This window comes from Desulfotignum balticum DSM 7044 (genome assembly GCF_000421285.1).
In the GTDB taxonomy this organism is placed as follows: Bacteria; Desulfobacterota; Desulfobacteria; order Desulfobacterales; family Desulfobacteraceae; genus Desulfotignum; species Desulfotignum balticum.
On the sequence record NZ_ATWO01000001.1, the window covers coordinates 4,258,262 to 4,280,017 of the forward strand.

Genomic DNA, 21,756 nt, shown 5'->3' on the forward strand with positions numbered 1-21,756 from the left:
CCGGATTCTCCTGCCGGCACAACCAAGTGAGGAACTGAATGGATTTTGTCACCATCCCCCAGCTGGCATTCAGCGGCTTGACCATCGGTTGTGTATACAGCCTTGTCGGTCTTGGTTTTGCTCTGACACTTCGAGCCACAGAACTGATCAATTTTGCCCAGGGAGAAATGGTCATGCTGGGTGCCTTTATCGGGTTGACCCTGATTTCCTTCTTTCACCTGCCCTATATCATGGTATTTATCCTGTCCATCATATTGACCGGAATTTTCGGGATGTTCATGGAACGGTTCATTCTCAGACGGATTCTGGACAATAAATCCCCGCTGTTGAACCTGTTGATCGCCACCCTGGGAATATCCATTTCCCTCCAGGCCCTGGCCATCATTCTCTGGGGAAGAGAACCGGTACCTTACCCGGATATCTTCAGCGTGGAACCAGTCATGTTCTTCGGCATCCGGCTGCAGCACCTGAATCTGTGGATTCTTTGCTTAGGCCTGGCATCCATGGCTGCCCTACAGTTCTTTTTTCAGAAAACCATGACCGGTATTTCGTGGAGGGCCGCCAGCCTGGATCCTTCGACCGCCGCACTCTACGGCGTCAACCGCCAGCGAAACGTATCCCTGACATTTGCGCTGAGTGGGGCACTGGGCGGAGGGGCCGGTGTATTGATCGCGCCGTTATACTTTGCATCCTTCGGGATGGGTCATTCGGTGCTGGTGAAATCATTTGCCGCTGCCGCCATGGGAGGATTCGGAGTGGTCGGCACCATGATCGGGGGCCTGGCGCTCGGGGCCATCGAGACCCTGGCGGCCGGGCTGATATCCTCTGAATACAAAAACGTGATCATGTATGTTATCCTCCTGGCCGTGCTGATGGTGTTCTTCCGGCCGAAAACCCCCACGGGAAGATCCATCACCGAAGGATCCAAGGTGGCGGCCGGCCGGGCGGTCAGTCTGTTTTCCGCTGACATGCCCTTCTGGATCAGGCCATCGGCATTGCTTCTGGGTGCGGCTGTGTGGCTGATTATCCCGGCCGTATTTGATGTCTACACCATGCGCATTCTCAACTTAGCCCTGATTTTTGCAGTGGCCGCACTCGGCCTGCAGCTGATTGTGGGGTATACAGGACAATTTTCCTTTGGCCATGCTGCCTTTTTCGGAATCGGTGCCTATACCTCCGCCCTTTTGGCCATACAGCTGAATCTGCCGTTTCTCCTGACCCTCCCTTTGGCCGGCGCCGCTGCTGGTCTTGTGGGATGGCTGGCCGGCCCCCTGTTACGCCTTTCCGGCCATTTTTTGGCCATCGGCTCCCTGGCCATGGGTGAAATCATCTTCCTGTTGATGCTTAACTGGAAATGGCTGACAAAAGGGGCTTATGGGCTATACGGCATTCCATTCCCCAGCATCTTCGGATTTGAAATCAGTTCCGACTATGCCTATTATTTTCTGGTAACCTTGGTGCTGGGGCTCATCTTTTTTCTGGTCCACCGCCTGACCGACTCCCGTTTCGGCCGGGGGTTGATCGCAGTACGGGAAAATGAACTGGCGGCCATGGTGAACGGTATCAACCTGATTTCCCAGAAAACCAAAGCCTTTGTCATCGGAACGGCCTGTGCCGGCATCGCAGGGGCATTGTACGCCCATTACGTTACCTATATCAACCCGGATTCCTTCCAGTTTCATGTCTCAGTAGAAATGGTGACCATGGTAGTGATCGGCGGGCTGGGTTCGGTTCCCGGCAGTCTTATCGGCGCCCTTGTCATCATTCTGTTGCCGGAATACCTCAGAGGGCTTGCGGATTACCGCCTGGTGGTATACGGCGGACTTCTCATCGGATTCATGATGTATCTGCCCGGCGGCCTGGCTGACCTAGCGCGCTATCCCCTGCGGATCCTGAGACAGCGGCTTCAGAAAAATGTCCGGGAGGTGACCCAATGACACTTCTGACCCTGCAACAGATCACAAAAAACTTTGGCGGACTGACAGCGGTGGACCAAATTGACCTGTCAGTGGAAAAAGGCACCATCCACGGCCTGATCGGGCCGAACGGATCGGGAAAAACCACGGTGTTCAACCTGATCACGGGGATCTATCCCCTCACCACCGGCACCATTACATTCAACGGCATGGATATCACGGGATATCCCGCTTTCAAGGTCAACCAGAAAGGACTGGCCCGGACGTTCCAGGAAATCCAGCTGTTCTATGACATGACGGTTCTGGAAAACGCGATGATGGGATGCCAGAGGCTGACCCGGGCCGGGGCTGTAGCCGCCTTGGTCAAGCTCCCCTGGGTGACCAGAGAAGAGGCGTTCATCCGGGAAAAAGCCATGGCAGCCCTTGATTTTGTCGGATTGTCCGGCACGGCAGAGGAAGCGGCCCGGAAAATCCCTTACGGCCACCAACGGCTACTAGAGGTGGCCAGGGCCCTGGCAGGGGATCCGGAACTGCTGCTGCTGGATGAACCGGCCGCCGGCATGAACCACGCGGAAACCAGGGAATTGATGGCACTCATTGCCCGGATCCGAGAAATGGGGGTAACCGTGTTTCTGGTGGAACATAATATGAAAATGGTAATGGAAATCTGCGAATGGATCACAGTGATCAATTACGGCCAAGTGATCGGCCATGGGACACCGGCCCAGGTCCAGGCGGATGAAAATATAATCAACGCCTATCTCAGCGGAGAAAATATCACATGCTGACACTGAAAGATCTCAAAGTGGCCTACGGCCCGATAGAGGTGCTGCATGGCATCTCCCTTGAGGTACCCAGGAGGGGGATTGTATCTCTCATCGGTGCCAACGGGGCCGGAAAAACTACCATCCTGAACACCATATCCGGACTGCTGATCCCTGCATCAGGGACCGTTTCCTTTGAGGACCGGGACATCACCGGATACAAACCGGACCAGGTCATCCGCATGGGCATCGCCCAGGTGCCGGAAGGGCGGAAGGTCTTTACCAATCTGACGGTCTACGAATGCCTGTTGATGGGGGGACTGGTGCGCCGGGACAAAAAACAGGTGCAAAAGGACATTGAAACTGTTTATGAGATGTTTCCGCGGCTCAAGGAACGGCGTAGACAACTGGCCGGTACATTAAGCGGCGGAGAACAGGAAATGCTGGCCTTTGGGCGGGCTCTAGTGGCAAAACCCAGACTTCTGCTCCTGGATGAACCCTCCATGGGACTGGCCCCTAAAATGATCGCAGAAGTGGCCCAGTTTATCCTCAAGATAAGAGACCAGGGGATGACCGTTTTGCTGGTGGAACAGAACTCGGAATTGGCTTTGACCATATCGGATTACGGATATGTACTGGAAACCGGATCAATCATTATGAGTGACAAGGCCTGTAACCTGATCAACAATCAGGAAGTGCGAAAAGCTTATATGGGCCTATAAATAAAAAGGATTTTTATAAAGTGAATCATACACCCAACGCCTTACATGATACAGCAACGGTGATCGATTGCCTGGAAATAAGCAACTGGAGTGAATCTGTTTTCCAACAGATGCGGCAGGGAGGGCTGACTGCTGTCAACTGCACCTGTTCCATACTGGAAAATTTCCGGCAGACCGTCAAAAATATCGCCTGGTGGCAAAAAGCATTCAACACATATCCGGAGCTGATCATGCCGGTCCATGACACCGCAGACATCAGAACCGCCAAACAGCATAACAAAACCGGGATCATTTTAGGCTTTCAGAACACCTCGGCCATCGAGGATGATCTGGACCTGCTGGGGGTGTTTCACCAGCTGGGGGTCAGGGTGATGCAGCTGACTTACATGGAGAGCAACCTGTCCGGACAAGGATGCCTGGAACGGTTCGATGCCGGGCTGACCAATTTCGGAAAAGAAGTGCTCGAAGAAATGAACCGGCTGGGAATTCTCATCGATCTGTCCCATGTGGGCAACCAGACCGCACTGGAAGCGATCACCCATTCCCGGCGGCCCGTGGCCCTGACCCATGCCAACCCAAAAAGTCTTTGCGACCACCCCCGCAACAAACCGGATGAAGTGATCAAGGCCGTGGCTGACAGAGGCGGGGTGGTGGGTGCCACCATTTTTCCACCGTTTCTGCCGGCGGGAAACCGGTCCGTGCTCACTGATTTCATTGATGTCATCGATTATATGGTAAACATGATCGGCATTGATCATGTGGCCGTGGGCACTGATTTCACTACGGGCCAGCCCAGGCAGTGGTTTGACTGGATTCTGACCGGCCGATCAAAAAAAGGCCCGGCTTTGCAGCTGCAGCACCCCCTAGTCAATCCCAAAGGGATTCAGAGTGCAGCGGATTTTCCCAACATCACCGCAGCACTTCTGGAACGGGGATATGATGAACACCAGATACGAAAAATCATGGGCGAAAACATGATGCGGATTTTTTCCCAAGTATGGGAAAATCAGGGAACCACCAGTGACATGGCATCCCCGGCCAGCTATCACCACCTGATATCCCGTTTAAAGCTGACTTCAGAACAACGGCTGATGCTGGACAGCATTCCCATGGTGTTGTTTCCCCGCTGGTTTTTTGTGTCCATCAAAAAACAGATTGAAAAACAAAGTGATCTGGAAACCGCTCGGAAGATCTACTACCAGGCCGGATGGGAGGGGGCGGTCAAATGGACCCAAAAACACATTGAAACCGAAGGGCTCAGCGGCCGTGCCCTTCTCGAGCAGTATATGAACAGCGCCGGGCTCCGGGGATGGGGAAAACTCACCATCGCCGAATATGATGAACAGGCTCCCAGAGCGGTGGTCATTCTCACCCATTCGGCCGTGGCGGAGGAGATGGGGGATGTGGGAAGAACGGTATGCGATCACCTGCCGGGATCCATTGCAGGCGCGTTCCAGACCATTCTGACTACCAGCGGGGGAAGTTCTAAAAAAATAATTGGCCGGGAAACCAAATGTCTGGCCAACGGGGATGACAAGTGTGTATTTGAAATCACCGCCGTGGATTGACAAACATCACCATTGTATCATAGGAATATCAGCATGTTACATGTATTTGAATCTGACAACCTGAAGACCTATAGCGCTAAAGATATATTACAGCGGGAAGTCACACCCGCTCTGGGCTGTACAGACCCGATTGCCATTGCCCTGTCCACCGCTGCCGCCGCCCGGCTGGTTCTTCCCGAAACAGTTGAATCCATTTCCGTCCATGTGGACCCCAATATTTTTAAAAACGGGTTTTCGGTTCCCATACCCGGCACAGCCGGGCTCAGCGGCCTGGAACTGGTCGCAGCCTTAGGTGCTTTTGGCGGGGATCCAGGCAAAGGGTTAGAAGTGCTGGAAACCCTGACGTCAGAGAGCCTCGAAAAAGCAGTGACCCTGGTCAAGAACAACGCCGTAACCATCCATCTTCTGCGGGAGCACCGGGGGATTCATATCCAGACCCAGATCCGGGCAGGCACGCATGAAGCAGCCTGTCTGATTGAACATACCCATGATAACATTGTTTCCCTGACTCTGGACGGTGTGGAGGCTGCAGACAGACCGGTCACGTCTGAAAATCGTCCTGTCGAGCGTTTCGACCGGGCCAATTTTGACGACTGGCTCAGGCATCTCACACTGGATGAGATGCTGAGCATGATAGACACCTTTGATGACGACGATATCGAATTTATCAAAAAAGGGGTTGATCTTAACTGCCGCCTGGCGGAATTCGGCTTGTCCCACAAATCCGGCATGGGAATCGGCCAAACCCTGCAACGGCTGAATGACCAGGGACGGATCAAAATGGACATGGTCCTTGCGGCGCGCATCCTGACGTCAGCAGCGGCTGATGCCCGCATGGCCGGTGCCGGCCTGCCGGCCATGGCATCGGCCGGCAGCGGCAATCATGGCCTGACAGCCGTACTGCCCATCCGGGCGGTCAGAGATTATCTCATCTGCAATGACAAAGCTATGTACCAAGCCGTTGGTTTGTCCCATGTACTGACCTCAGTGGTTAAATCCCACACCGGCCGCCTGGCCCCTATATGCGGCTGTTCCATTGCGGCCGGCGCCGGGGCAGCCGCTGGCATCACCTGGCTGATGGGCGGAGACAGGAACCAGATTGCCGCCGCCGTCAAACATCTGATCGGAGACCTGTCCGGCATGATCTGTGACGGCGCCAAACCGGGGTGTGCTCTCAAACTTTCCACAGCTGCGGGCAATGCCGTACAGGCATCACTTTTGGCCCTTGAAGGCGTTACATTGACCAACTCGGACGGCATCCTTGCAGACACGCTGGAACAGACCATCCAGAACCTGGGCGTGTTAAGCACCCGGGGCATGTCCGAGACCGATGCCACTATTCTTGATATTATGCTGAACAAGGAGAAAAAATGAAACCCGATTATGACGCGATTATCATCGGTGCCGGCATCATCGGCTGCTGCACCGCCTTTGAAATGAGCAAACTGGGGTACCGAACCCTGAACATCGACAAACTGCCGGCCGCAGGAATGGGATCCACAGCTGGCTCCTGTGCGATTATCCGGCTGCATTATTCCACTGCCCAAGGAGTGACCCTGGCCAGAGAGGGATATTACTACTGGCTGGACTGGCCCAAATACCTGGAGACCGGAGACCCGGAAGGGATGGCATACTACCGCAACACCGGCGCACTGGTCATCAAAACGGAAATCAACAAGAACCTAGCGTATGTCAAAAAAGCGCTTCAGGCGCTTTCCGTGGGATTTCTGGAGCTGGCGCCGGAACAGGTGCACACCTATCTTCCCAATGCAGATCTCAACAGCTATTTTCCTCAGAAATGGGTCACTGATCCGGAATTCGGCAAACCCTCAGGGAAAAACATCCCCGGAGCCATCTGGGTCCCGGAATCCGGATATATTTCAGATCCAAAACTGTCCACCCACAATGCCCAGGTGGCGGCCGAAAAAAAAGGCGCTCAGTTTCTTTTTAATGCACAAGTAACGGAAATTCTGATTGAAAACAACCGCGCCACCGGAGTAATCCTTTCAGACGGCAGAAAAATCACCGCCCCGGTGGTGGTAAACGTTGCCGGACCCCATTCCTTTCAGATCAATGCCATGGCCGGTGTGGCAGATAAAATGAACATCAAGACCCGGCCCATGAAGCAGGAAGTGGCTCATATCCCCGCCCCGAAAGACCTTGACTGGGAAAGAGATGGGTTCATGTTGTCAGACGGCGACATAGGCTGCTATTCCCGGCCAGAAGTGGGAAATCATTTTCTGATCGGCAGTGAAGACCCGCCCAGTGATCCGCAGTTGTGGGTAGATGACCCTGACGACTATGACCAGAATTTCACCGATCAGTATCGGTGCATGGTCCTGCGGGAAGCCATGCGGGTCAAAGGTCTTCCCATCCCCAACAAGTATCAGGGTCTGGTGGATCTGTATGATGTATCTGATGACTGGCTCCCCATATATGACAAATCAGATCTTCCCGGATTTTACATGGCCGTGGGCACATCCGGCAATCAGTACAAGAACGCCCCGGTGGCCGGGGCAATGATGGCCCACCTGATCCAGGCCTGTGAAAAGGGACTTGACCATGACAAATCACCTTTCCAGTTTGATTTGAAATATCTCAAACGACCCCTGGATATGGGATTTTTTTCCAGAAACCGGGAAATCAACAAAGATTCCAGTTTTTCCGTGATCGGATGACCAACAACTTGAATTGAACCTAAAATTATTTTGTTGTAAGCTCAATTTTATTTCAATACCCCTCATGCCGGTAAAATTGTTGTCGGCATAAGGGTCAATTTATCGAGGAACAGGAGAATGAGTACAGATACCATCCACCTCATCGATCAGCGTGTTATTGAAGCCAATGCCCTGGTGCCGGTATGCGGAAAAATACCGTGAACTGGGCGTGGCAGAGTTCGGGCACTGCCTGTCATGCTGCCGGGATGAACCCTTTGCAGAAGGCTTCAATTCCAAAATCCGGTTTGAACGCAGCCAGACCATCATGGAAGGCACGCCCTTCTGTGATTTCAACTTCTTTCTTGACACCTGACCGGACAACGTATTATCACCCCTGATATGGGAAACACACATGAAAAACTGCGGATCAAGATCTGGATCGAATGTGACACCGGAGATTCCATTTTCGGGGAAGGACAGATGCGCATCCTGGAAACCATTCAGGAGCAGGGGTCCATCAATGCGGCGGCCAAAACCCTGAAAATGGGGTACCGGTCCATGTGGGGCCGGCTGCGAAAAATGGAGAAACGGCTGGGAAAACCACTCCTGGAACGCCACAAAGGCGGGGCTGAAGGGGGGCATTCCGACCTGACGCCCGAGGCTTTGGAAATGATTGACAAATTCAAACGCCTGCGGCTGGAGATCGCGGAAGCATCTGAAACCATTTTCAGACAAATTTACCATTAGCTCACTATGGAAGTTCACTATGGAAAACAAACGCCGTCCCATCCGCATGATCTACCCGCTTCGGAGCCGCCTCCCCGGCAAAACGCCTGAAACTCTATAAAACCGAATCATTTGGGAAAAGAGACATTTGATTTTTAACCCAGCGTTATGTTTCTGTTGACATATGAAGGTCCCGGTGATAGACAGCATAGTGAAAGTGGCCTCATGTCTTTAAGATAAGGGAGAGAATGATATGCTGTTACCCAAGTTTGAATTCCATGAACCGGAATCCATTGAAAAGGCGCTGGTGCTGAAAAAGCAATTCAACTCCGGCGCCCGGTTTCTTGCCGGCGGTACGGATCTGCTGGTGTACCTGAAAAAAAAGATTGTTTCCACCGATCATGTCATCAGCCTGCAGCGCATTGACGGCTTGGGCGAAATCCGGGAAAATGAATCGGATCTGTTCATCGGGGCATGTACCACCATGGCCGCCATATCCCGGCACCCCGTTGTTCAGAAAAAATTTTGCGCATTGAAATCAGGGGCTGACAATATGGGCACCCATCTGATCCGGAACCGGGCCACCATCGGCGGGAACGTGTGCAATGCCAGCCCGGCAGGCGACACCCTGCCGGCCCTGCTGGTCTACGATGCCGCGGCCCTGGTCGAAAGTCCGGAGGGGAAACGTGAAATTCCCCTGACCGATTTTTTCAAGGGACCCGGCAAAACCGACCTGAAAAACGATGACATTCTCATCGGGTTCCGGCTGCCGTATCCGCCGGATCACAGCGGTGCCCACTATATTCAGCTGGGCAAACGCAAATCAGCGGAAATCAATGTGGTGAATGCGGCCTCATTCCTGACCATTGATCCGGGTACCTGCAACATCCTGTCGGTTCGGATCGCACTGGGATCCGTGGCCCCCACTCCGATCCGGGCCCCGGAATCCGAGGCCGCCCTCATGGGCCGCACCGCCGGGGATGACGCGTTCAATGCTGCGGCAGAGACCGCCCGGTTCAAGGACTGTTCCCCCATCGATGATTTCAGGGGCAGTGCTGCATACCGGCGGGCCATGGTGGGGGTTCTGACCAAACGCACCCTGGCTGCCGCCTTTGACCAGGCCCGGGCCTAACCTTTGACTGCACAGGAGATACCTATGAAAAAACTCATTCAGATGACCATCAATGACCGGGCCTATGAAGTGGCGGTGGAACCCAACAAAACCCTGGCAGATCTGATCCGCTACGACCTGGGTCTGACCGGCACCAAAAAAGGATGCGACACGGGTGACTGCGGGGCCTGCACCGTGATTCTCAACGGTGATCCCGTCAATTCCTGCCTGGTACTGGCCGTGCAGGCCGACAATGCCGTGATCGAGACCATCGAGGGGTTGAGCACGGATGACGGGCTTCATCCTTTGCAGCAGGCATTTGTGGAAAAAGGCGCGATCCAGTGCGGATTCTGCACGCCCGGCATGATTCTGTCCGCCAAAAACCTGCTGGACAAACATCCGGCTCCCACGGAAGCAGAGATCCGGGAAGGCATTTCCGGGAATTTGTGCCGGTGCACCGGGTACCAGAAAATATTCGAAGCCATTGAATCCACCCGTTCATAAGCCAGTTTTCAGCTCTTTTAGGAGGAAACCATGAAATCATATGATGTAATCAGCACCCGGGCCAACCGGATCGATACGCCGGATAAGGCCACGGGCAAAGCCGTGTTCGTGGATGACATCACCCTGCCGGGCATGCTCTACGGGGCCCTGCTGCAAAGCCCCCACGCCCACGCGAAAATCCTGTCCATCGACACCTCGGAGGCGGAAAAACTGCCCGGTGTCAAGGCGGTGATCACGGCCAAGGAGGCCGGCCAGGTCAAGTACGGGGTCAGTCCGGCCCGGTATGATGAAACCGTGTTTGCCGTGGACAAAGTGAGGTATGTGGGAGACGAGATTGCCGCCGTGGCCGCCACCCGCCTGGATGTCGCCCTGGAGGCGGTCTCCCGGATCCAGGTGGAATACGAGGTGCTGCCCGCGGTGTTCACTGTGGAAGACGCAGTCAGGGACGGGGCCCCCCAGCTCCATGACGAATTCAAGGGCAATCTGTGTGCCGAGGTTCACCAGGAATTCGGCAACGTGGCTGAAGGCCTTGAAAACAGCGACATCGTCATCACCACGGAGATGAAAAGCAAGCGCCAGGACGGAGCGTTCATCGAGCCCCAGGGGTGTATTGCCGAATATGACAACAGCGGGGTGCTCACCCTGACCAGCTCCACCCAGGTGCCCCACTATGTGCAGCGAACCGTGGCCATGGTTTTGGGCATGGACATCGGCAAGGTACGAGTAAAAAAACCCTATGTCGGGGCCGGATTCGGGATCAAGGCTTCAGCCAATCCCATGGAACTGGCCTGCTGCATTCTGGCCAGGAAAACACGGAAACCCGTGAAAATGAATTTTACCCGGGAACAGGTGTTCATGTATGGCCGGGCCCGCCACCGGTTCCACCACACCATCACCACAGGCGCAAAAAAAGACGGCACCCTCATGGCGATCAAACATGAATGCTGGCTGGACGGCGGGGCCTATACCAGTTTCGGCATTGCCACAGTCTATTACACCGGGTCTCTTCTGGGCGGCCCCTACAAACTGGCCAACATGAGCTATGACGGGTACCGGGTCTACAACAACAAGCCGGCCTGCGGGGCCCAGCGGGGCCACGGCGCCGTGATCGCCCGGGCCTGTTTCGAGCAGCAGCTGGACATGATCGCCGAAAAGATCGGCATGGATCCCCTGGAACTGCGGATCAAGAACATGATGGAAACCGGAGACACCACCTGCAACGACCTGAACATGAGTTCATTCGGCATGGCTGAATGCATCGAAGCGGTGAGAAACGGATCCGACTGGGACAAAAAGAAAGGCCATATGCCCCCGGGCAAAGGCATCGGCATGGCCTGCGGATTTTTTGTCTCCGGTGCAGGATATCCCATTTACCGGTCCGACACCTTTCACGGCACCGTGATCATCAAGCTCACCGAGGACGGCGGCACGGCCCTGGTGTACACGGCATCGGCTGAAATCGGCCAGGGGTCTGACACCGCCTTTGCCATGATCGCGGCCGAAGCCCTGGGCATCCCCCTGGAAAACGTCCGGCTGGCTTCAGGCGACACGGACATGGGTGTGGACTTAGGGGCCTATTCCAGTCGCCAGACCCTGATGACCGGGCATGCCACCAAAGAGGCGGCGGAAAACGTCAGACGTCAGGTCCTGGAAGTGCTGGCAGAACAGCTGAACGTGGCCGTTGAAAAAATGGACATCCGGAACGGGTTCATCGAATTTGACGGGGACACCCCGGATTTTTCCGCCCTCCGGACCCGGTATATCAAGGAACACCGGGGATGGACCGACAACCCGGATTCGGACAGGCTCACTTTCAAGGAAGCCTCCCGCATCGCGTTTCTGGAACGGGGCTCCATTGTGGGCACCGGCAAATACAAGCCCCATTCCCTGGGCGGCAAGTTCAAGGGCGCGGCCGTGGGCACCTCCCCGGCCTACGGATGTTCAGCCCAGGTGGCCGAGGTCACGGTGGACATGGACACCGGCCAGATCACCATCGACAAGATCACCGACGCCCATGACTGCGGCAAGGCCATCAACATGACCTCCGTGGAAGGCCAGATGGAAGGCTCCATCTCCATGGGGATCGGCGAAGCCATGCATGAAGAAGTGATCTTTGACAACCAGGGCCGGGTGCTCAACGATGATCTGGCGGAATACAAGATCGTCACCTCCATGGACATGCCCCGGGTCAAGACCATTGTGGTGGAAAGTGACGAACCCAACGGCCCGTTCGGGGCCAAGGAGGTGGGGGAAGGGGCCATCATGCCCACCATCCCGGCCATCCTCAATGCGGTGTACGATGCGGCCGGGGTCCGGGTTTACGAACTGCCCCTGACACCGGAACGGGTATTCCACGCCATCCGGGAATACCAGGAACGCCACAAGGCCACGGCCTGATCATGAACGGCCTGACCGGTGCCGGTGATGACAGATATCTGCGGCAGACCCTCCTCCCCGGAATCGGCCCCAAAGGTCAGGCAAGTCTGGCTAAGGCCTGTGTCCTGATCGCCGGGGCCGGGGGGCTGGGGTCTGCCTCGGCCTTTTACCTGGCAGGCGCCGGGGTGGGTCATATCAAAATCGCGGACCATGACCGTGTGGAGATCAGTAACCTGAACCGGCAGATCCTGCATGCGGACACAGCCCTGGGGCAACCCAAGGCCGTGTCCGCCGCCGCCCGGCTCACAGGTTTCAACCCCGGCATCCAGGTGACCGGCCTGTGCGAACGGATCACCCATGACCGGATCACCGCCATGCTTGACGGCGTGGATATCATTGTGGACGGCCTTGATTCCTTTGAGGCCCGGCAGGTGCTCAACCGGGCATCCCTGAAACACGGTCTGCCCTATGTGTACGCCGGGGTGCACGGGTTCGATGCCATGATCTCCTGTTTTGTGCCCGGACAGACCGCCTGCTTTGAATGCATATTTTCCGGAAACGCACCGGAATCTGACCAGCCGATCGGTGTGATCGGTGCGGCCCCGGGTCTGGCCGGCACCATCCAGGCCATGGAAACCGTGAAACTGCTGCTGGATATCGGCAGACCCCTGAAGAACCGGCTGATGCGCATCTCCGGCCTGGACATGCGCTGCCACTGCATGGACCTGACCCCCAATCCGGCCTGCCCGGCATGCGGCAAAGCGCTGGCGGCAGACAACCCATGAATTGATGGAAATCCATAACGGAACAATTTAGAAAGGCGGTGACACCAGAGATGATCATTCAGCTGAACGGCATGACGGAAACCGTTCCGGACGGCCTGACCATCTCCGGCCTGATTGAATGGGCAAAGGAGGAGGACCCGGACCTGATGGTGGAAAAAAACCGACAATACATCTACCCGGCGGAGTACGACACCTGCCCGGTGAACGAAAATGACGTCATTGAATTCATCAACCCCAATCTGGGGGGATAGCCCCCGGACATCCGGTATTTCAGCCGTGATCCTGGCAGCAGGCTTTTCCTCCCGGATGAAGGCATTCAAACCCCTGCTGCCCGTGGGCGGAACCCCCATGGTCGAAAGGTGCATCGACCTGTTTTCGGACAACGGCATCACCGATATTGTCGTGGTGACCGGCCATCTTCGGGAGCAGCTGGAACCGGTGGTCAGAGATGCCGGGGCCTGCCCGGTGTTTCATCCGGGGTTTGCCTCCGGGATGCTGGGCTCCATCCAGCAGGGGGTTGCAAACATCCGGCCCGGGCAGGCCGGATTCTTTCTGCTTCCCACGGATATCCCGGCCATTCGTCCGGCCACGCTCGCCCGGATGATCCAACAATTCCAGTCCGATCCCCTTCGGCTCCTCATGCCCTGTTTCAATGGCCTTACCGGGCATCCACCCCTGTTGCCGTGTGACCTCAAGAACCGGATTATGGCCCTGGCGGAACCCTCAACTCTCCGGGACCTGATGGCGGCGGAAAAAGACCGGACCGAAACCCTGGCGTTTCATGACCGGGGGGTTCTGATGGATGCAGATGATCCTGCAGGATACCGGCGGGTGGTGCACAAGGTCCGGCATCTGGATATTCCGGACAGGGAAGAATGTCTGTCCATTGTCGACCAGGAACTGCCAAAAGACCATCCCATCCGGAATCATCTGGCACAGGTGGCCATGATTGCACTGAAACTGGCCCATGCTGTGTCTGATCACGTAAACGTGGATCTGGTGATTGCCGCGGCCCTGCTCCATGATGTCAGGCGCATGGAAAAAAACCATGCTGCAGCCGGGGCCTCCCTGCTGCAGGACCTGGGATTCCCCCGGGTGGCTGAAGTGGTAGAACAGCACATGGACATTGAACTGGATCTCCATGCCCCGGTTCAGGAAAAGGAACTGGTGTATTTTGCAGACAAACTGTGCACCCGGCACGGTCCGGACATCGATTATCACCACCGGTTCAGGAACTGCCTTGAAAAAACCCCCTGGGCCGCCACCAGCATCTGGAAACGGTATGAAAATACACGACACATACAGGCCAGAATTGAAGCCTCCGCAGGTAAATCCATTACAAAAATACTTGCAGACTGACGGCTTTATTTTTCTTCTTCGGCACGGGCAGATCGCCGGTTCCGGCACCCGGCGATTCATCGGCATCTCTGACGTGGATCTGAATGACACAGGCATTTCCCAGGCCGAATATTGGCTCCATGCCTTTTCTCCCCTGAAAATCGATACTATCTACACCAGCTGCCTTTCCCGATGCCGGGATACGGCCCGACGGATTGCCGGGAACCGGAAGATCATCAGCCACCCGGCATTGAATGAAATCAATCTGGGACAGTGGGAAGGGCGGTCGTTTGATGAAATTAAACGCCTGAATCCGGACGGGTTCAAACAAAGGGGGGAACATCTGGACACATTCAGACCGCCGGACGGAGAAAGTTTTCACGATGTCCAGTGCCGGGCTGTCCCTTTTTTGACCCGATGCCTTGAAAAACCCGGCACGCCGTTGTTTGTGACCCATGCCGGGGTGATCCGGGTGATTTTGTGCCATATTTCAGGTCTGGCACTGAAAAATCTGTTCCAGTTCAATGTGTCCTATGGACAGTTGTTTGTGATTCAGACCTGAGGGAATTCACCCGGGGTTGCCCTGACGGATCTGGATGATCTGGGCCATGATACTGACCCCGATTTCCGCCGGGGTCTGGGCCCCGATGGAAAGTCCCACAGGTGAATACACCGAGTTGAGCCGCTCTTTTGAGATCCCTTTTGCCATCAGATTGTCATAGATTCTGTCCCGTTTGGTCCGGGAGCCGATCATGCCGATATAGGCCGGATCGGTAAAAAGCGCCTGCTCCAGAACGGTCTGATCATGGAGATGGCCCCGGGTGAGAATCACGATATAGGAATGGCTATCCACATTCAATCCTTTGAATGCATTATCGAAATCCGGTATCACCCGGACCTGTCGGGCATGGGGAAACCGGTTTTTGTTGGCAAACGCCTCCCGGTCATCCATCACCACCGTGGAAAATCCGGTCAAATGGGCCAGTTGAGCCAGAACAAACCCCACATGCCCGGCACCGAAAATAAACAGGGTATCTGCCGGCGGCATGGGCTGAATGATGAATTCTTCCAGATTTAAAGAATGAACGGTTGGAAATCTGCCGGAAAACCGGTTGTCACAAATATCTTCCAGCAGGGGTTTCGGGATCAGGCAGGATCCTGTCACCGTGCCGTCCGGGAGTACCAGACATTTCTGCACAGTGAATTCCCCCTGGCTGGGACCGGACAGTTTAGATACCAAAACCCCTTTTTGCCCGGCCTGTTCCTGGGCCACCAGGGCCTGAAAAACTGAAATCAATTCCGGTCCGGGTACCAGGGTTTCCATGAGCACGGTCAGGCGGCCCCCACAGACCATGTCCAGACTGCCCTTGAGTTCCTGGTCCAGAAAAAAGGGCTGGATTTGACATGTTTTTTTTCGGATAAGCGCCAGGCAGGCATCTTTGACTTTTGCTTCCACAAGTCCCCCGCCGATGGTTCCCAGAAGGGTGCCGTCCGGCATCACGACCATGCGGGAGCCTGACGTTCTGGGTGTGGACCCCTGATGAGAAAGAATGGCGGCCAGAGCAAAGGGGGCCCCTTTTTCAAGACAATCCAGTATCTGCTGATTCGTCAGTTCCATGGTCAGTTCTTCCCAAAGCTGCACCGGGGATACCGGCAGGTTTTACAGGAGGAACAAAATCCCCCGTGTCCCATCTGGATAATATCGGTGCGGGTCACGGTTTCTCCGGCCAGCAGCCGGGGCACCACCAGATCAAAAATCGAGGCCCGGTAATACATGACACATCCGGGCAGGCCGATCACGGGCACATCATCGATATAAGCCAGCATAAACATGGCACCGGGCAGTACCGGGGCCCCATAAAACATCACGTCACCTCCGGCGTTTCGAATGGCCGCCGGGGTGAGATCGTCGGGATCCACGGACATGCCGCCGGTGACAGCGATAAATCCGGCCCCGTCATCCACGAACTGCCGGATAGCGGCCACAGTCATATCCATGTCGTCGGAAACGATTTTTTTACCCATGATCCGGGAACCCAGTTCTTCAAATTTTTTCTGAACCACCGGCCCGAACCCGTCGTTGATCCGGCCGGAAAACACTTCCGATCCCGTGACCACCAGTCCCACATCCACCCCGGCAAAAGGACGGATATCAATGATCGGGAAAAATTTTTGACACACGTCTTCCGCTGCCATGACATGGGTTTCATCAATGGATAACGGGATCACCCGGGTGCCGGCCAGATCCTGACCCTCGATGACTGTCTGATGGGTATGCAGGGTGGCACAGATCACTTCAGGAACACTGTTAAGCTGTGTCAGACCCGCCACATCAATTTTCAACAGACCGGAAATACCCGCCGTAAATCCCACCTTGCCCTCTTTGGGATCGGAAAGCCGGATGTTTTTTCCGGCAGCGGCCCGGGCGATTCGTTGTGCTGCATCATTTTCGTGGATTTCACCGTTGAGACAGGCCACATACACATGCTGTTTGCCCAGATCCAGCAGCTGGTCCACATCTGCCTCGGTAATGACATGACCTTTTCTGAAGGCCGGTCCCTTAAACAGATCCGGAACGATGCGGGTGATGTCGTGGACCAATATTTTCCCCACAGCCTCTTTGACGGGTAGTGATTGAACCCGGTCTTTTTCATAATATTTCACAAACGCTTCTCCTCTTATATCGGCCGCCCCAAGGCGATCCTCTTTGGATTTTTTTCAAACGCTCACTTTCACAGGCAGTCACGTTGAGTGCATCCCGTGCATTTGTCACCAGGTTCATGACCACCTGCTGAACCTGCTGCCGCCGGCAAAGCGGTCTTGCTTTTTTGCTCCCCATTCATGTGTGCCCCCATTGTCTACCATAAACAATCTTGAAAAATGCCTGATCAAAACATGTCACCGGCCAGGGATCATTATTCAGATACCTATCATATCAATCCTTCATAGCCATGGGGAGATCCCAATGTCAACTTAAAACAAAAAATGTCTTATAAATGAGGTTCAGGGAAAAGCTTAAAAATACTGTACATCTGATGCCAAACTGTCATACAAAAGCAGATGCGCATTGGAAACCAACCGATTTTGGAAAGGAACTTACCATGACCCAACCCATTCCATCAACAACGGAAGCCGATGCCGAGGCATTGAGAATTTTCAATCTTCAGGCCCGGGCCTGCCTGGAACAACCGGAGATTTCTTTGAAACAACGGCTGGCGCTCCTCAAAACCATTGAAGGCATTCTGATTGAAAACGATCAGGCCATCTGCGAGGCCATCTGCGCAGATTTTGGGAACCGGTCGTTTCACGAAACCCGAATACTGGAAATCACGCCCAGTATCCTGGGGCTGCGGCACACTTGCAGGAAACTGAGAAAATGGATGAAGCCCCAGCGCCGGCAGGGGTCCATGATCTTTCCGGGCGGCCGGAACCGGGTCATCCCCCAGGCCAAGGGGGTTGTGGGCATCATCACCCCCTGGAACTATCCGCTGTTTCTGGCCCTCAGCCCCATGACCAGCGCCCTGGCCGCCGGCAACCGGATCATGGTGAAACAGGCCGCCAATTCCCGGCATCTGTGCCGCCTGCTTCATGACAGATTCTCCCGGAAAATCGACCCGGCGTTTGTCTGTTTTCATCCCGGGGTGTCTGCCGGCACCTTTTCCGGATTGCCTTTCAACCACCTGGTATTCACAGGATCGTCCCGGACGGGAAAAACCGTCATGAAAACCGCAGCCGACAACCTGGTGCCCGTCACCCTGGAACTGGGGGGCAAATCTCCCGTGATCCTGGCCGATGATTTCGACATGGCCAAAGCGGTCAAACGGATTCTTTTCGCCAAACTCATGAACGCCGGACAGACCTGCATTGCCCCGGATTATATTTTTGTTCCGGAAAACCGCGCCGATGCGTTCATTCAAACGGCGCAAACCGTGGCCCGGCAGCTTTATCCGGACATTACCTCTCCCGATTACACGGCCATCATCGACTCTCCGGCCTTTGACCGGCTCACAGACACCCTGGCAGACGTCCAAAAAAAAGGCGGCCGGGTGATCCCTCTGCTGGATGGACCGGACACCATTTTGGAACACAAAAAAATATCCCCCATGATCGTGACCGGGACCACCCCGGCCATGCGGATCATGCAGGAGGAAATCTTCGGCCCGATTCTGCCGGTGATTCCCTATACCTCTTTGAAAACCGTGATCGAATATATCAATGACCGGCCCCGGCCCCTGGCCCTGTATATGTTTACCCATGACCGGAAAATGGCGGACCAGATCATCTCCCACACCCGGTCCGGCGGAGTGACCGTCAATGACTGCGCCCTGCACGTGGCCCAGCACGATCTGCCGTTTGGCGGCATCGGCAACAGCGGCACGGGACAATACCACGGATTTGAAGGGTTCCTGGAATTTTCCAAACTGCGGCCCGTATTTCGCCAGGCCCCGGTGTCATCCACCGCGGCCCTGACCCCGCCTTATGGCATTTTTGCTGACAGGATCTTTCAGGCCATTAAAAAATTCTCCTGGATCTCCTGATGAGGATAAACGGGCAATCACCGACAGATTTTCCCATCACCAACCCGGCCCGGTAAAACAAACCGTCGGTTTGATCGCCGGGCCGGGCGGTAAATGATTCAATCAGTCCATCAAATCGCACTTTTGATTTCAAAGTCCGCGTAGGCTGCCATTCCGTGTTCACCCACATCCAGGCCGCCCATTTCTTCTTCCTCATCCACCCGGATACCCAGTGTCATCTTCAAAATATAGAAAATTGCCAGGGCTGAAATAAAGCAGGGAACCGCATAGGCAACCACGCCAACAACCTGTGTCATAAAAGAGTGGTCTGAACTGAACAGCCCTACAGCCAGTGTACCCCAGATACCGCAGACCAGATGGACGGAAAGCGCACCCACAGGGTCATCAATTTTTATCCGGTCGATGCCCATGACCGAAACCACCACCAGAAGACCTGCGATAAATCCGATGACAATCGAACTCATCACACTGACCACATCTGCACCGGCCGTAATCCCTACCAGGCCGGCCAAAGCCCCATTCAGCGCCATGGAAAGGTCCGGTTTTTTCTGCAGAATCCAGGAAACGAAAATAGCCCCCATGATACCGGCAGCCGCTGCCAGTGAAGTTGTTACAAAAACGAAAGAAACGGCAGCAGGATCCGCTGACAGCACAGACCCGCCATTAAAACCGAACCATCCCAGCCACAGCAGAAAAACCCCAATGGCAGCCAGCGGCATGCTGTGGCCCATGATGGGTTTAATTTTATTGCCCGCATATTTACCTAAACGGGGCCCCAGAACCAGCACCCCTGCCAGGGCGGCCCATCCCCCCACGGAGTGAACCAGTGTGGAACCGGCAAAATCATAAAACCCCATGGTGTCCAGCCAGCCCCCGCCCCATTTCCAGCTGCCCACCCAGGGATATATCAGTGCCACATAAACGGTAGAAAAAATCAAAAAGCTGTGAAGTTTGATCCGTTCTGCCACGGCTCCGGAAACAATCGTTGCCGCAGTGGCAGCAAACATGGCCTGAAAAATAAAATCCGTCCAGTAGGTGTAAATCCCAACCCCGTCATCACCGGCAATCATCATATTCTCCGGGCTCACACCGATGCCAAACCCGGAAAACCCGAAAAATCCTGAAATTGAAAAATCGCCGGGATACATCAGATTAAAGCCCATGGCCGCATAGGTGAGCAGACCAATGGCGATAATGGCGGTATTTTTAAACAGAATGTTGACGGTATTTTTAGCCCGGGTCAACCCGGCTTCCAGGCTTGCAAACCCGAGATGCATGATAAACACCAGAAAAGTGGCCACCAGCATCCAGGTATTGTTTGCCACATACGCCGCTGCAGCGCCTGTGATTTCTGCCGCACCATCCGCAGCCATGGCAGCCGCCGGAAGAGTGGTCATGGTGATGGCCAGGGGTAGTATTTTTTTATGTAAGCTTCGTGATTTCATTTTAACCTCTTTATTGTTTATTCGTAAAATAAATAATTTTTGTTAAATTGCTTCTTCCCCGGTTTCTCCGGTGCGGATTCGACAGACTTCATTCAATGGCAGGACAAATATTTTGCCATCGCCGATATTTCCGGTTTTAACGCTCTGGATGATCGATTCGACCACCGTATCAACCAGAGTTTCTTTGACAACAATTTCAACCTTTACCTTGGGAACGAAATCAACCTGGTATTCTGCCCCCCGGTACACCTCTTTATGTCCTTTTTGCCGTCCGAATCCCTTGACCTCGGAAATCGTCATTCCCTGCACACCGATCGTTGCCATGGCTTCTTTCAGCGCATCCAGCTTAAACGGTTTGATGACTGCTTCAATCTTTTTCATTGGGTTTGTTCCTTTACAATTATGGATGTCTTTGGATAACGCACATGTAATCTAAAGATTGCACTGTTTGCAAGTCAGGTGCCATTTGGAAAAATTTTTGATAACCCATTAATATAAAAAGATTTTTTTATCTCTAAGAAAAAATTGCGTATGAAATAATTACACTTTTGTTATATAGTTCGATTACAATAATGTATTAAATAATTTTTATTTAACTATTTTGTATGATTTTTTCAGTCTTGTGATGAAACCTGGCCATTTCAACATATCATTTCATAAACAGGCACCAATTTCTGTATCCTGTATAGCCAAGAGATATGGTCTTTTTTTGAATTCGGACGAAAAAAAATGCCGTCTACCCCGGCTGTCCTGATTCAGTTTCGGTCCGGGGGGTCTGCCGGGTCAAACCCGTTTTCCACCAGAATGGCCATCAGGCCGTCATAAGATATTTTCAACAGCCGGCCGCAGTTTTCCGGATCCGGGGCCGGGTAGTGATCCCCGGCAATGTCGGCGCATGTGGTTCCCCTGCATACCCTTGCCTGTTCGTTGAAAAACGAGGCAAAGGATTCCTGCATGGGGATCAGCCGGTCCTGGTCGCCCGCTGCCGTCATGGACAGAATCCCCATGCCGCCGGTTAGAATGCCGCAGGGCCCCTGTTCCATGCCCGCGCCCATGCACAGCCCCCCGCTGAAATCGACAAGCGAAGGATTCTGTTCCCCCCACATATCGAGCACCATGATCACCATGATCTGGGTGCAGCAGTATCCCTGATGCTTCAACTTCAACAACTGGATATCATCCATGATGGATCTCCTGGGCCTGTTATCATAATTTTTTGTTATTTATGGTTATTATCATTTACATAATAATTTAAAGCTGCAAAGATCATAAAAAACTTCAAATTATTACAACAATTATGATAGAA

General features: G+C 54.3%; 21 protein-coding genes. 16 read left to right on the top strand and 5 right to left on the bottom strand.

Annotated elements, in window-relative coordinates; genetic code table 11:
• Positions 1 to 38 precede the first annotated feature (38 nt).
• The 15 genes from K365_RS0121355 (at position 39) to K365_RS0121425 (ending at position 15,029) form a co-directional block, all read left to right on the top strand.
• Positions 39 to 1,937, top strand: a complete 1,899-nt coding sequence (locus K365_RS0121355; RefSeq protein ID WP_024336226.1) for an ABC transporter permease — start codon at positions 39 to 41, stop codon at positions 1,935 to 1,937.
• Positions 1,934 to 2,704: an ABC transporter ATP-binding protein gene (locus K365_RS0121360; RefSeq protein ID WP_024336227.1), complete on the top strand. Its 771-nt coding sequence runs from the start codon at positions 1,934 to 1,936 to the stop codon at positions 2,702 to 2,704. The genes K365_RS0121355 and K365_RS0121360 overlap by 4 nt, the downstream gene beginning before the upstream one ends.
• A complete protein-coding gene (locus K365_RS0121365) occupies positions 2,698 to 3,402 on the top strand; it encodes an ABC transporter ATP-binding protein (RefSeq protein WP_024336228.1) in 705 nt (234 codons plus the stop codon). The genes K365_RS0121360 and K365_RS0121365 overlap by 7 nt, the downstream gene beginning before the upstream one ends.
• 20 nt (positions 3,403 to 3,422) lie before the next feature.
• The gene (locus K365_RS28315; protein WP_024336229.1) at positions 3,423 to 4,970 is read left to right on the top strand and encodes a membrane dipeptidase; all 1,548 of its coding nucleotides are present in this window, start codon (positions 3,423 to 3,425) and stop codon (positions 4,968 to 4,970) included.
• A 33-nt stretch (positions 4,971 to 5,003) separates the two neighbouring features.
• A complete protein-coding gene (locus K365_RS0121375; protein WP_024336230.1) occupies positions 5,004 to 6,344 on the top strand; it encodes an L-cysteine desulfidase family protein in 1,341 nt (446 codons plus the stop codon).
• On the top strand, positions 6,341 to 7,648 hold the full coding sequence (locus K365_RS0121380) for an NAD(P)/FAD-dependent oxidoreductase (protein WP_024336231.1): 1,308 nt from the start codon (positions 6,341 to 6,343) through the stop codon (positions 7,646 to 7,648). Before K365_RS0121375 ends, K365_RS0121380 begins: the two co-directional genes overlap by 4 nt.
• A 166-nt stretch (positions 7,649 to 7,814) precedes the next feature.
• Positions 7,815 to 8,000, top strand: coding sequence for an L-2-amino-thiazoline-4-carboxylic acid hydrolase (locus tag K365_RS0121385; protein WP_024336232.1), 186 nt, complete (start codon positions 7,815 to 7,817; stop codon positions 7,998 to 8,000).
• A 26-nt stretch (positions 8,001 to 8,026) separates the two neighbouring features.
• Entirely contained in the window at positions 8,027 to 8,374 is a 348-nt protein-coding gene (locus K365_RS0121390; RefSeq protein WP_024336233.1) for a winged helix-turn-helix domain-containing protein, read from the top strand.
• Positions 8,375 to 8,606: 232 nt separating this feature from the next.
• Positions 8,607 to 9,485, top strand: coding sequence for an FAD binding domain-containing protein (locus tag K365_RS0121395; RefSeq protein WP_024336234.1), 879 nt, complete (start codon positions 8,607 to 8,609; stop codon positions 9,483 to 9,485).
• Positions 9,486 to 9,509: 24 nt separating this feature from the next.
• A complete protein-coding gene (locus tag K365_RS0121400) occupies positions 9,510 to 9,968 on the top strand; it encodes a (2Fe-2S)-binding protein (protein WP_024336235.1) in 459 nt (152 codons plus the stop codon).
• 30 nt (positions 9,969 to 9,998) lie between these two features.
• Positions 9,999 to 12,365, top strand: coding sequence for a xanthine dehydrogenase family protein molybdopterin-binding subunit (locus K365_RS0121405; protein ID WP_024336236.1), 2,367 nt, complete (start codon positions 9,999 to 10,001; stop codon positions 12,363 to 12,365).
• 2 nt (positions 12,366 to 12,367) lie between these two features.
• Positions 12,368 to 13,129 carry a HesA/MoeB/ThiF family protein gene (locus K365_RS0121410; RefSeq protein WP_024336237.1) on the top strand — a complete coding sequence of 254 codons (762 nt, stop codon included), beginning with the start codon at positions 12,368 to 12,370 and terminating at the stop codon, positions 13,127 to 13,129.
• Between the two features lie 50 nt (positions 13,130 to 13,179).
• Complete coding sequence (gene thiS, locus K365_RS0121415) at positions 13,180 to 13,380, top strand: sulfur carrier protein ThiS (protein WP_024336238.1); 201 nt, start codon at positions 13,180 to 13,182, stop codon at positions 13,378 to 13,380.
• Positions 13,340 to 14,488 (top strand): DVU_1551 family NTP transferase, encoded by a 1,149-nt coding sequence (locus tag K365_RS0121420; RefSeq protein WP_024336239.1) that lies wholly within the window; start codon positions 13,340 to 13,342, stop codon positions 14,486 to 14,488. Before thiS ends, K365_RS0121420 begins: the two co-directional genes overlap by 41 nt.
• Positions 14,478 to 15,029: a histidine phosphatase family protein gene (locus K365_RS0121425; protein WP_024336240.1), complete on the top strand. Its 552-nt coding sequence runs from the start codon at positions 14,478 to 14,480 to the stop codon at positions 15,027 to 15,029. Before K365_RS0121420 ends, K365_RS0121425 begins: the two co-directional genes overlap by 11 nt.
• Before the next feature lie 6 nt (positions 15,030 to 15,035).
• Here the strand turns inward: K365_RS0121425 and K365_RS0121430 are convergent, their stop codons facing one another.
• Both K365_RS0121430 and K365_RS0121435 read right to left on the bottom strand, forming a co-directional pair.
• Positions 15,036 to 16,085 carry an XdhC family aldehyde oxidoreductase maturation factor gene (locus tag K365_RS0121430; RefSeq protein WP_024336241.1) on the bottom strand — a complete coding sequence of 350 codons (1,050 nt, stop codon included), beginning with the start codon at positions 16,083 to 16,085 and terminating at the stop codon, positions 15,036 to 15,038.
• A gap of 2 nt (positions 16,086 to 16,087) precedes the next feature.
• Positions 16,088 to 17,131, bottom strand: coding sequence for a molybdopterin-binding protein (locus K365_RS0121435; RefSeq protein WP_024336242.1), 1,044 nt, complete (start codon positions 17,129 to 17,131; stop codon positions 16,088 to 16,090).
• 437 nt (positions 17,132 to 17,568) lie between these two features.
• On the opposite strand from K365_RS0121435, the gene K365_RS0121440 reads away from it, so the two are divergent.
• Complete coding sequence (locus tag K365_RS0121440) at positions 17,569 to 19,005, top strand: coniferyl aldehyde dehydrogenase (protein WP_024336243.1); 1,437 nt, start codon at positions 17,569 to 17,571, stop codon at positions 19,003 to 19,005.
• Between the two features lie 110 nt (positions 19,006 to 19,115).
• Here the strand turns inward: K365_RS0121440 and K365_RS0121450 are convergent, their stop codons facing one another.
• From K365_RS0121450 to K365_RS0121460, 3 genes are all read right to left on the bottom strand, one after another.
• Positions 19,116 to 20,450: an ammonium transporter gene (locus K365_RS0121450; protein WP_024336244.1), complete on the bottom strand. Its 1,335-nt coding sequence runs from the start codon at positions 20,448 to 20,450 to the stop codon at positions 19,116 to 19,118.
• Between the two features lie 42 nt (positions 20,451 to 20,492).
• A complete protein-coding gene (locus tag K365_RS0121455) occupies positions 20,493 to 20,831 on the bottom strand; it encodes a P-II family nitrogen regulator (RefSeq protein ID WP_024336245.1) in 339 nt (112 codons plus the stop codon).
• Positions 20,832 to 21,205: 374 nt separating this feature from the next.
• On the bottom strand, positions 21,206 to 21,634 hold the full coding sequence (locus K365_RS0121460) for a DVU_1555 family C-GCAxxG-C-C protein (RefSeq protein WP_051147889.1): 429 nt from the start codon (positions 21,632 to 21,634) through the stop codon (positions 21,206 to 21,208).
• Positions 21,635 to 21,756 lie beyond the last annotated feature (122 nt).

Bases quoted from the DNA above. Each gene is read 5' to 3' on its own strand.
- K365_RS0121375 (WP_024336230.1), top strand. From the start codon at position 5,004: ATGTTACATGTATTTGAATCTGACAACCTGAAGACCTATAGCGCTAAA.
- K365_RS0121390 (WP_024336233.1), top strand. From the start codon at position 8,027: ATGGGAAACACACATGAAAAACTGCGGATCAAGATCTGGATCGAATGT.
- K365_RS0121360 (WP_024336227.1), top strand. From the start codon at position 1,934: ATGACACTTCTGACCCTGCAACAGATCACAAAAAACTTTGGCGGACTG.
- K365_RS0121355 (WP_024336226.1), top strand. From the start codon at position 39: ATGGATTTTGTCACCATCCCCCAGCTGGCATTCAGCGGCTTGACCATC.
- K365_RS0121410 (WP_024336237.1), top strand. From the start codon at position 12,368: ATGAACGGCCTGACCGGTGCCGGTGATGACAGATATCTGCGGCAGACC.
- K365_RS0121460 (WP_051147889.1), bottom strand. From the start codon at position 21,634: ATGGATGATATCCAGTTGTTGAAGTTGAAGCATCAGGGATACTGCTGC.
- K365_RS0121405 (WP_024336236.1), top strand. From the start codon at position 9,999: ATGAAATCATATGATGTAATCAGCACCCGGGCCAACCGGATCGATACG.
- K365_RS0121380 (WP_024336231.1), top strand. From the start codon at position 6,341: ATGAAACCCGATTATGACGCGATTATCATCGGTGCCGGCATCATCGGC.
- K365_RS0121365 (WP_024336228.1), top strand. From the start codon at position 2,698: ATGCTGACACTGAAAGATCTCAAAGTGGCCTACGGCCCGATAGAGGTG.
- K365_RS0121450 (WP_024336244.1), bottom strand. From the start codon at position 20,450: ATGAAATCACGAAGCTTACATAAAAAAATACTACCCCTGGCCATCACC.
- K365_RS0121440 (WP_024336243.1), top strand. From the start codon at position 17,569: ATGACCCAACCCATTCCATCAACAACGGAAGCCGATGCCGAGGCATTG.
- K365_RS0121385 (WP_024336232.1), top strand. From the start codon at position 7,815: ATGCCCTGGTGCCGGTATGCGGAAAAATACCGTGAACTGGGCGTGGCA.
- K365_RS0121420 (WP_024336239.1), top strand. From the start codon at position 13,340: ATGACGTCATTGAATTCATCAACCCCAATCTGGGGGGATAGCCCCCGG.
- K365_RS0121400 (WP_024336235.1), top strand. From the start codon at position 9,510: ATGAAAAAACTCATTCAGATGACCATCAATGACCGGGCCTATGAAGTG.
- K365_RS0121430 (WP_024336241.1), bottom strand. From the start codon at position 16,085: ATGGAACTGACGAATCAGCAGATACTGGATTGTCTTGAAAAAGGGGCC.
- K365_RS0121395 (WP_024336234.1), top strand. From the start codon at position 8,607: ATGCTGTTACCCAAGTTTGAATTCCATGAACCGGAATCCATTGAAAAG.
- thiS (WP_024336238.1), top strand. From the start codon at position 13,180: ATGATCATTCAGCTGAACGGCATGACGGAAACCGTTCCGGACGGCCTG.
- K365_RS0121455 (WP_024336245.1), bottom strand. From the start codon at position 20,831: ATGAAAAAGATTGAAGCAGTCATCAAACCGTTTAAGCTGGATGCGCTG.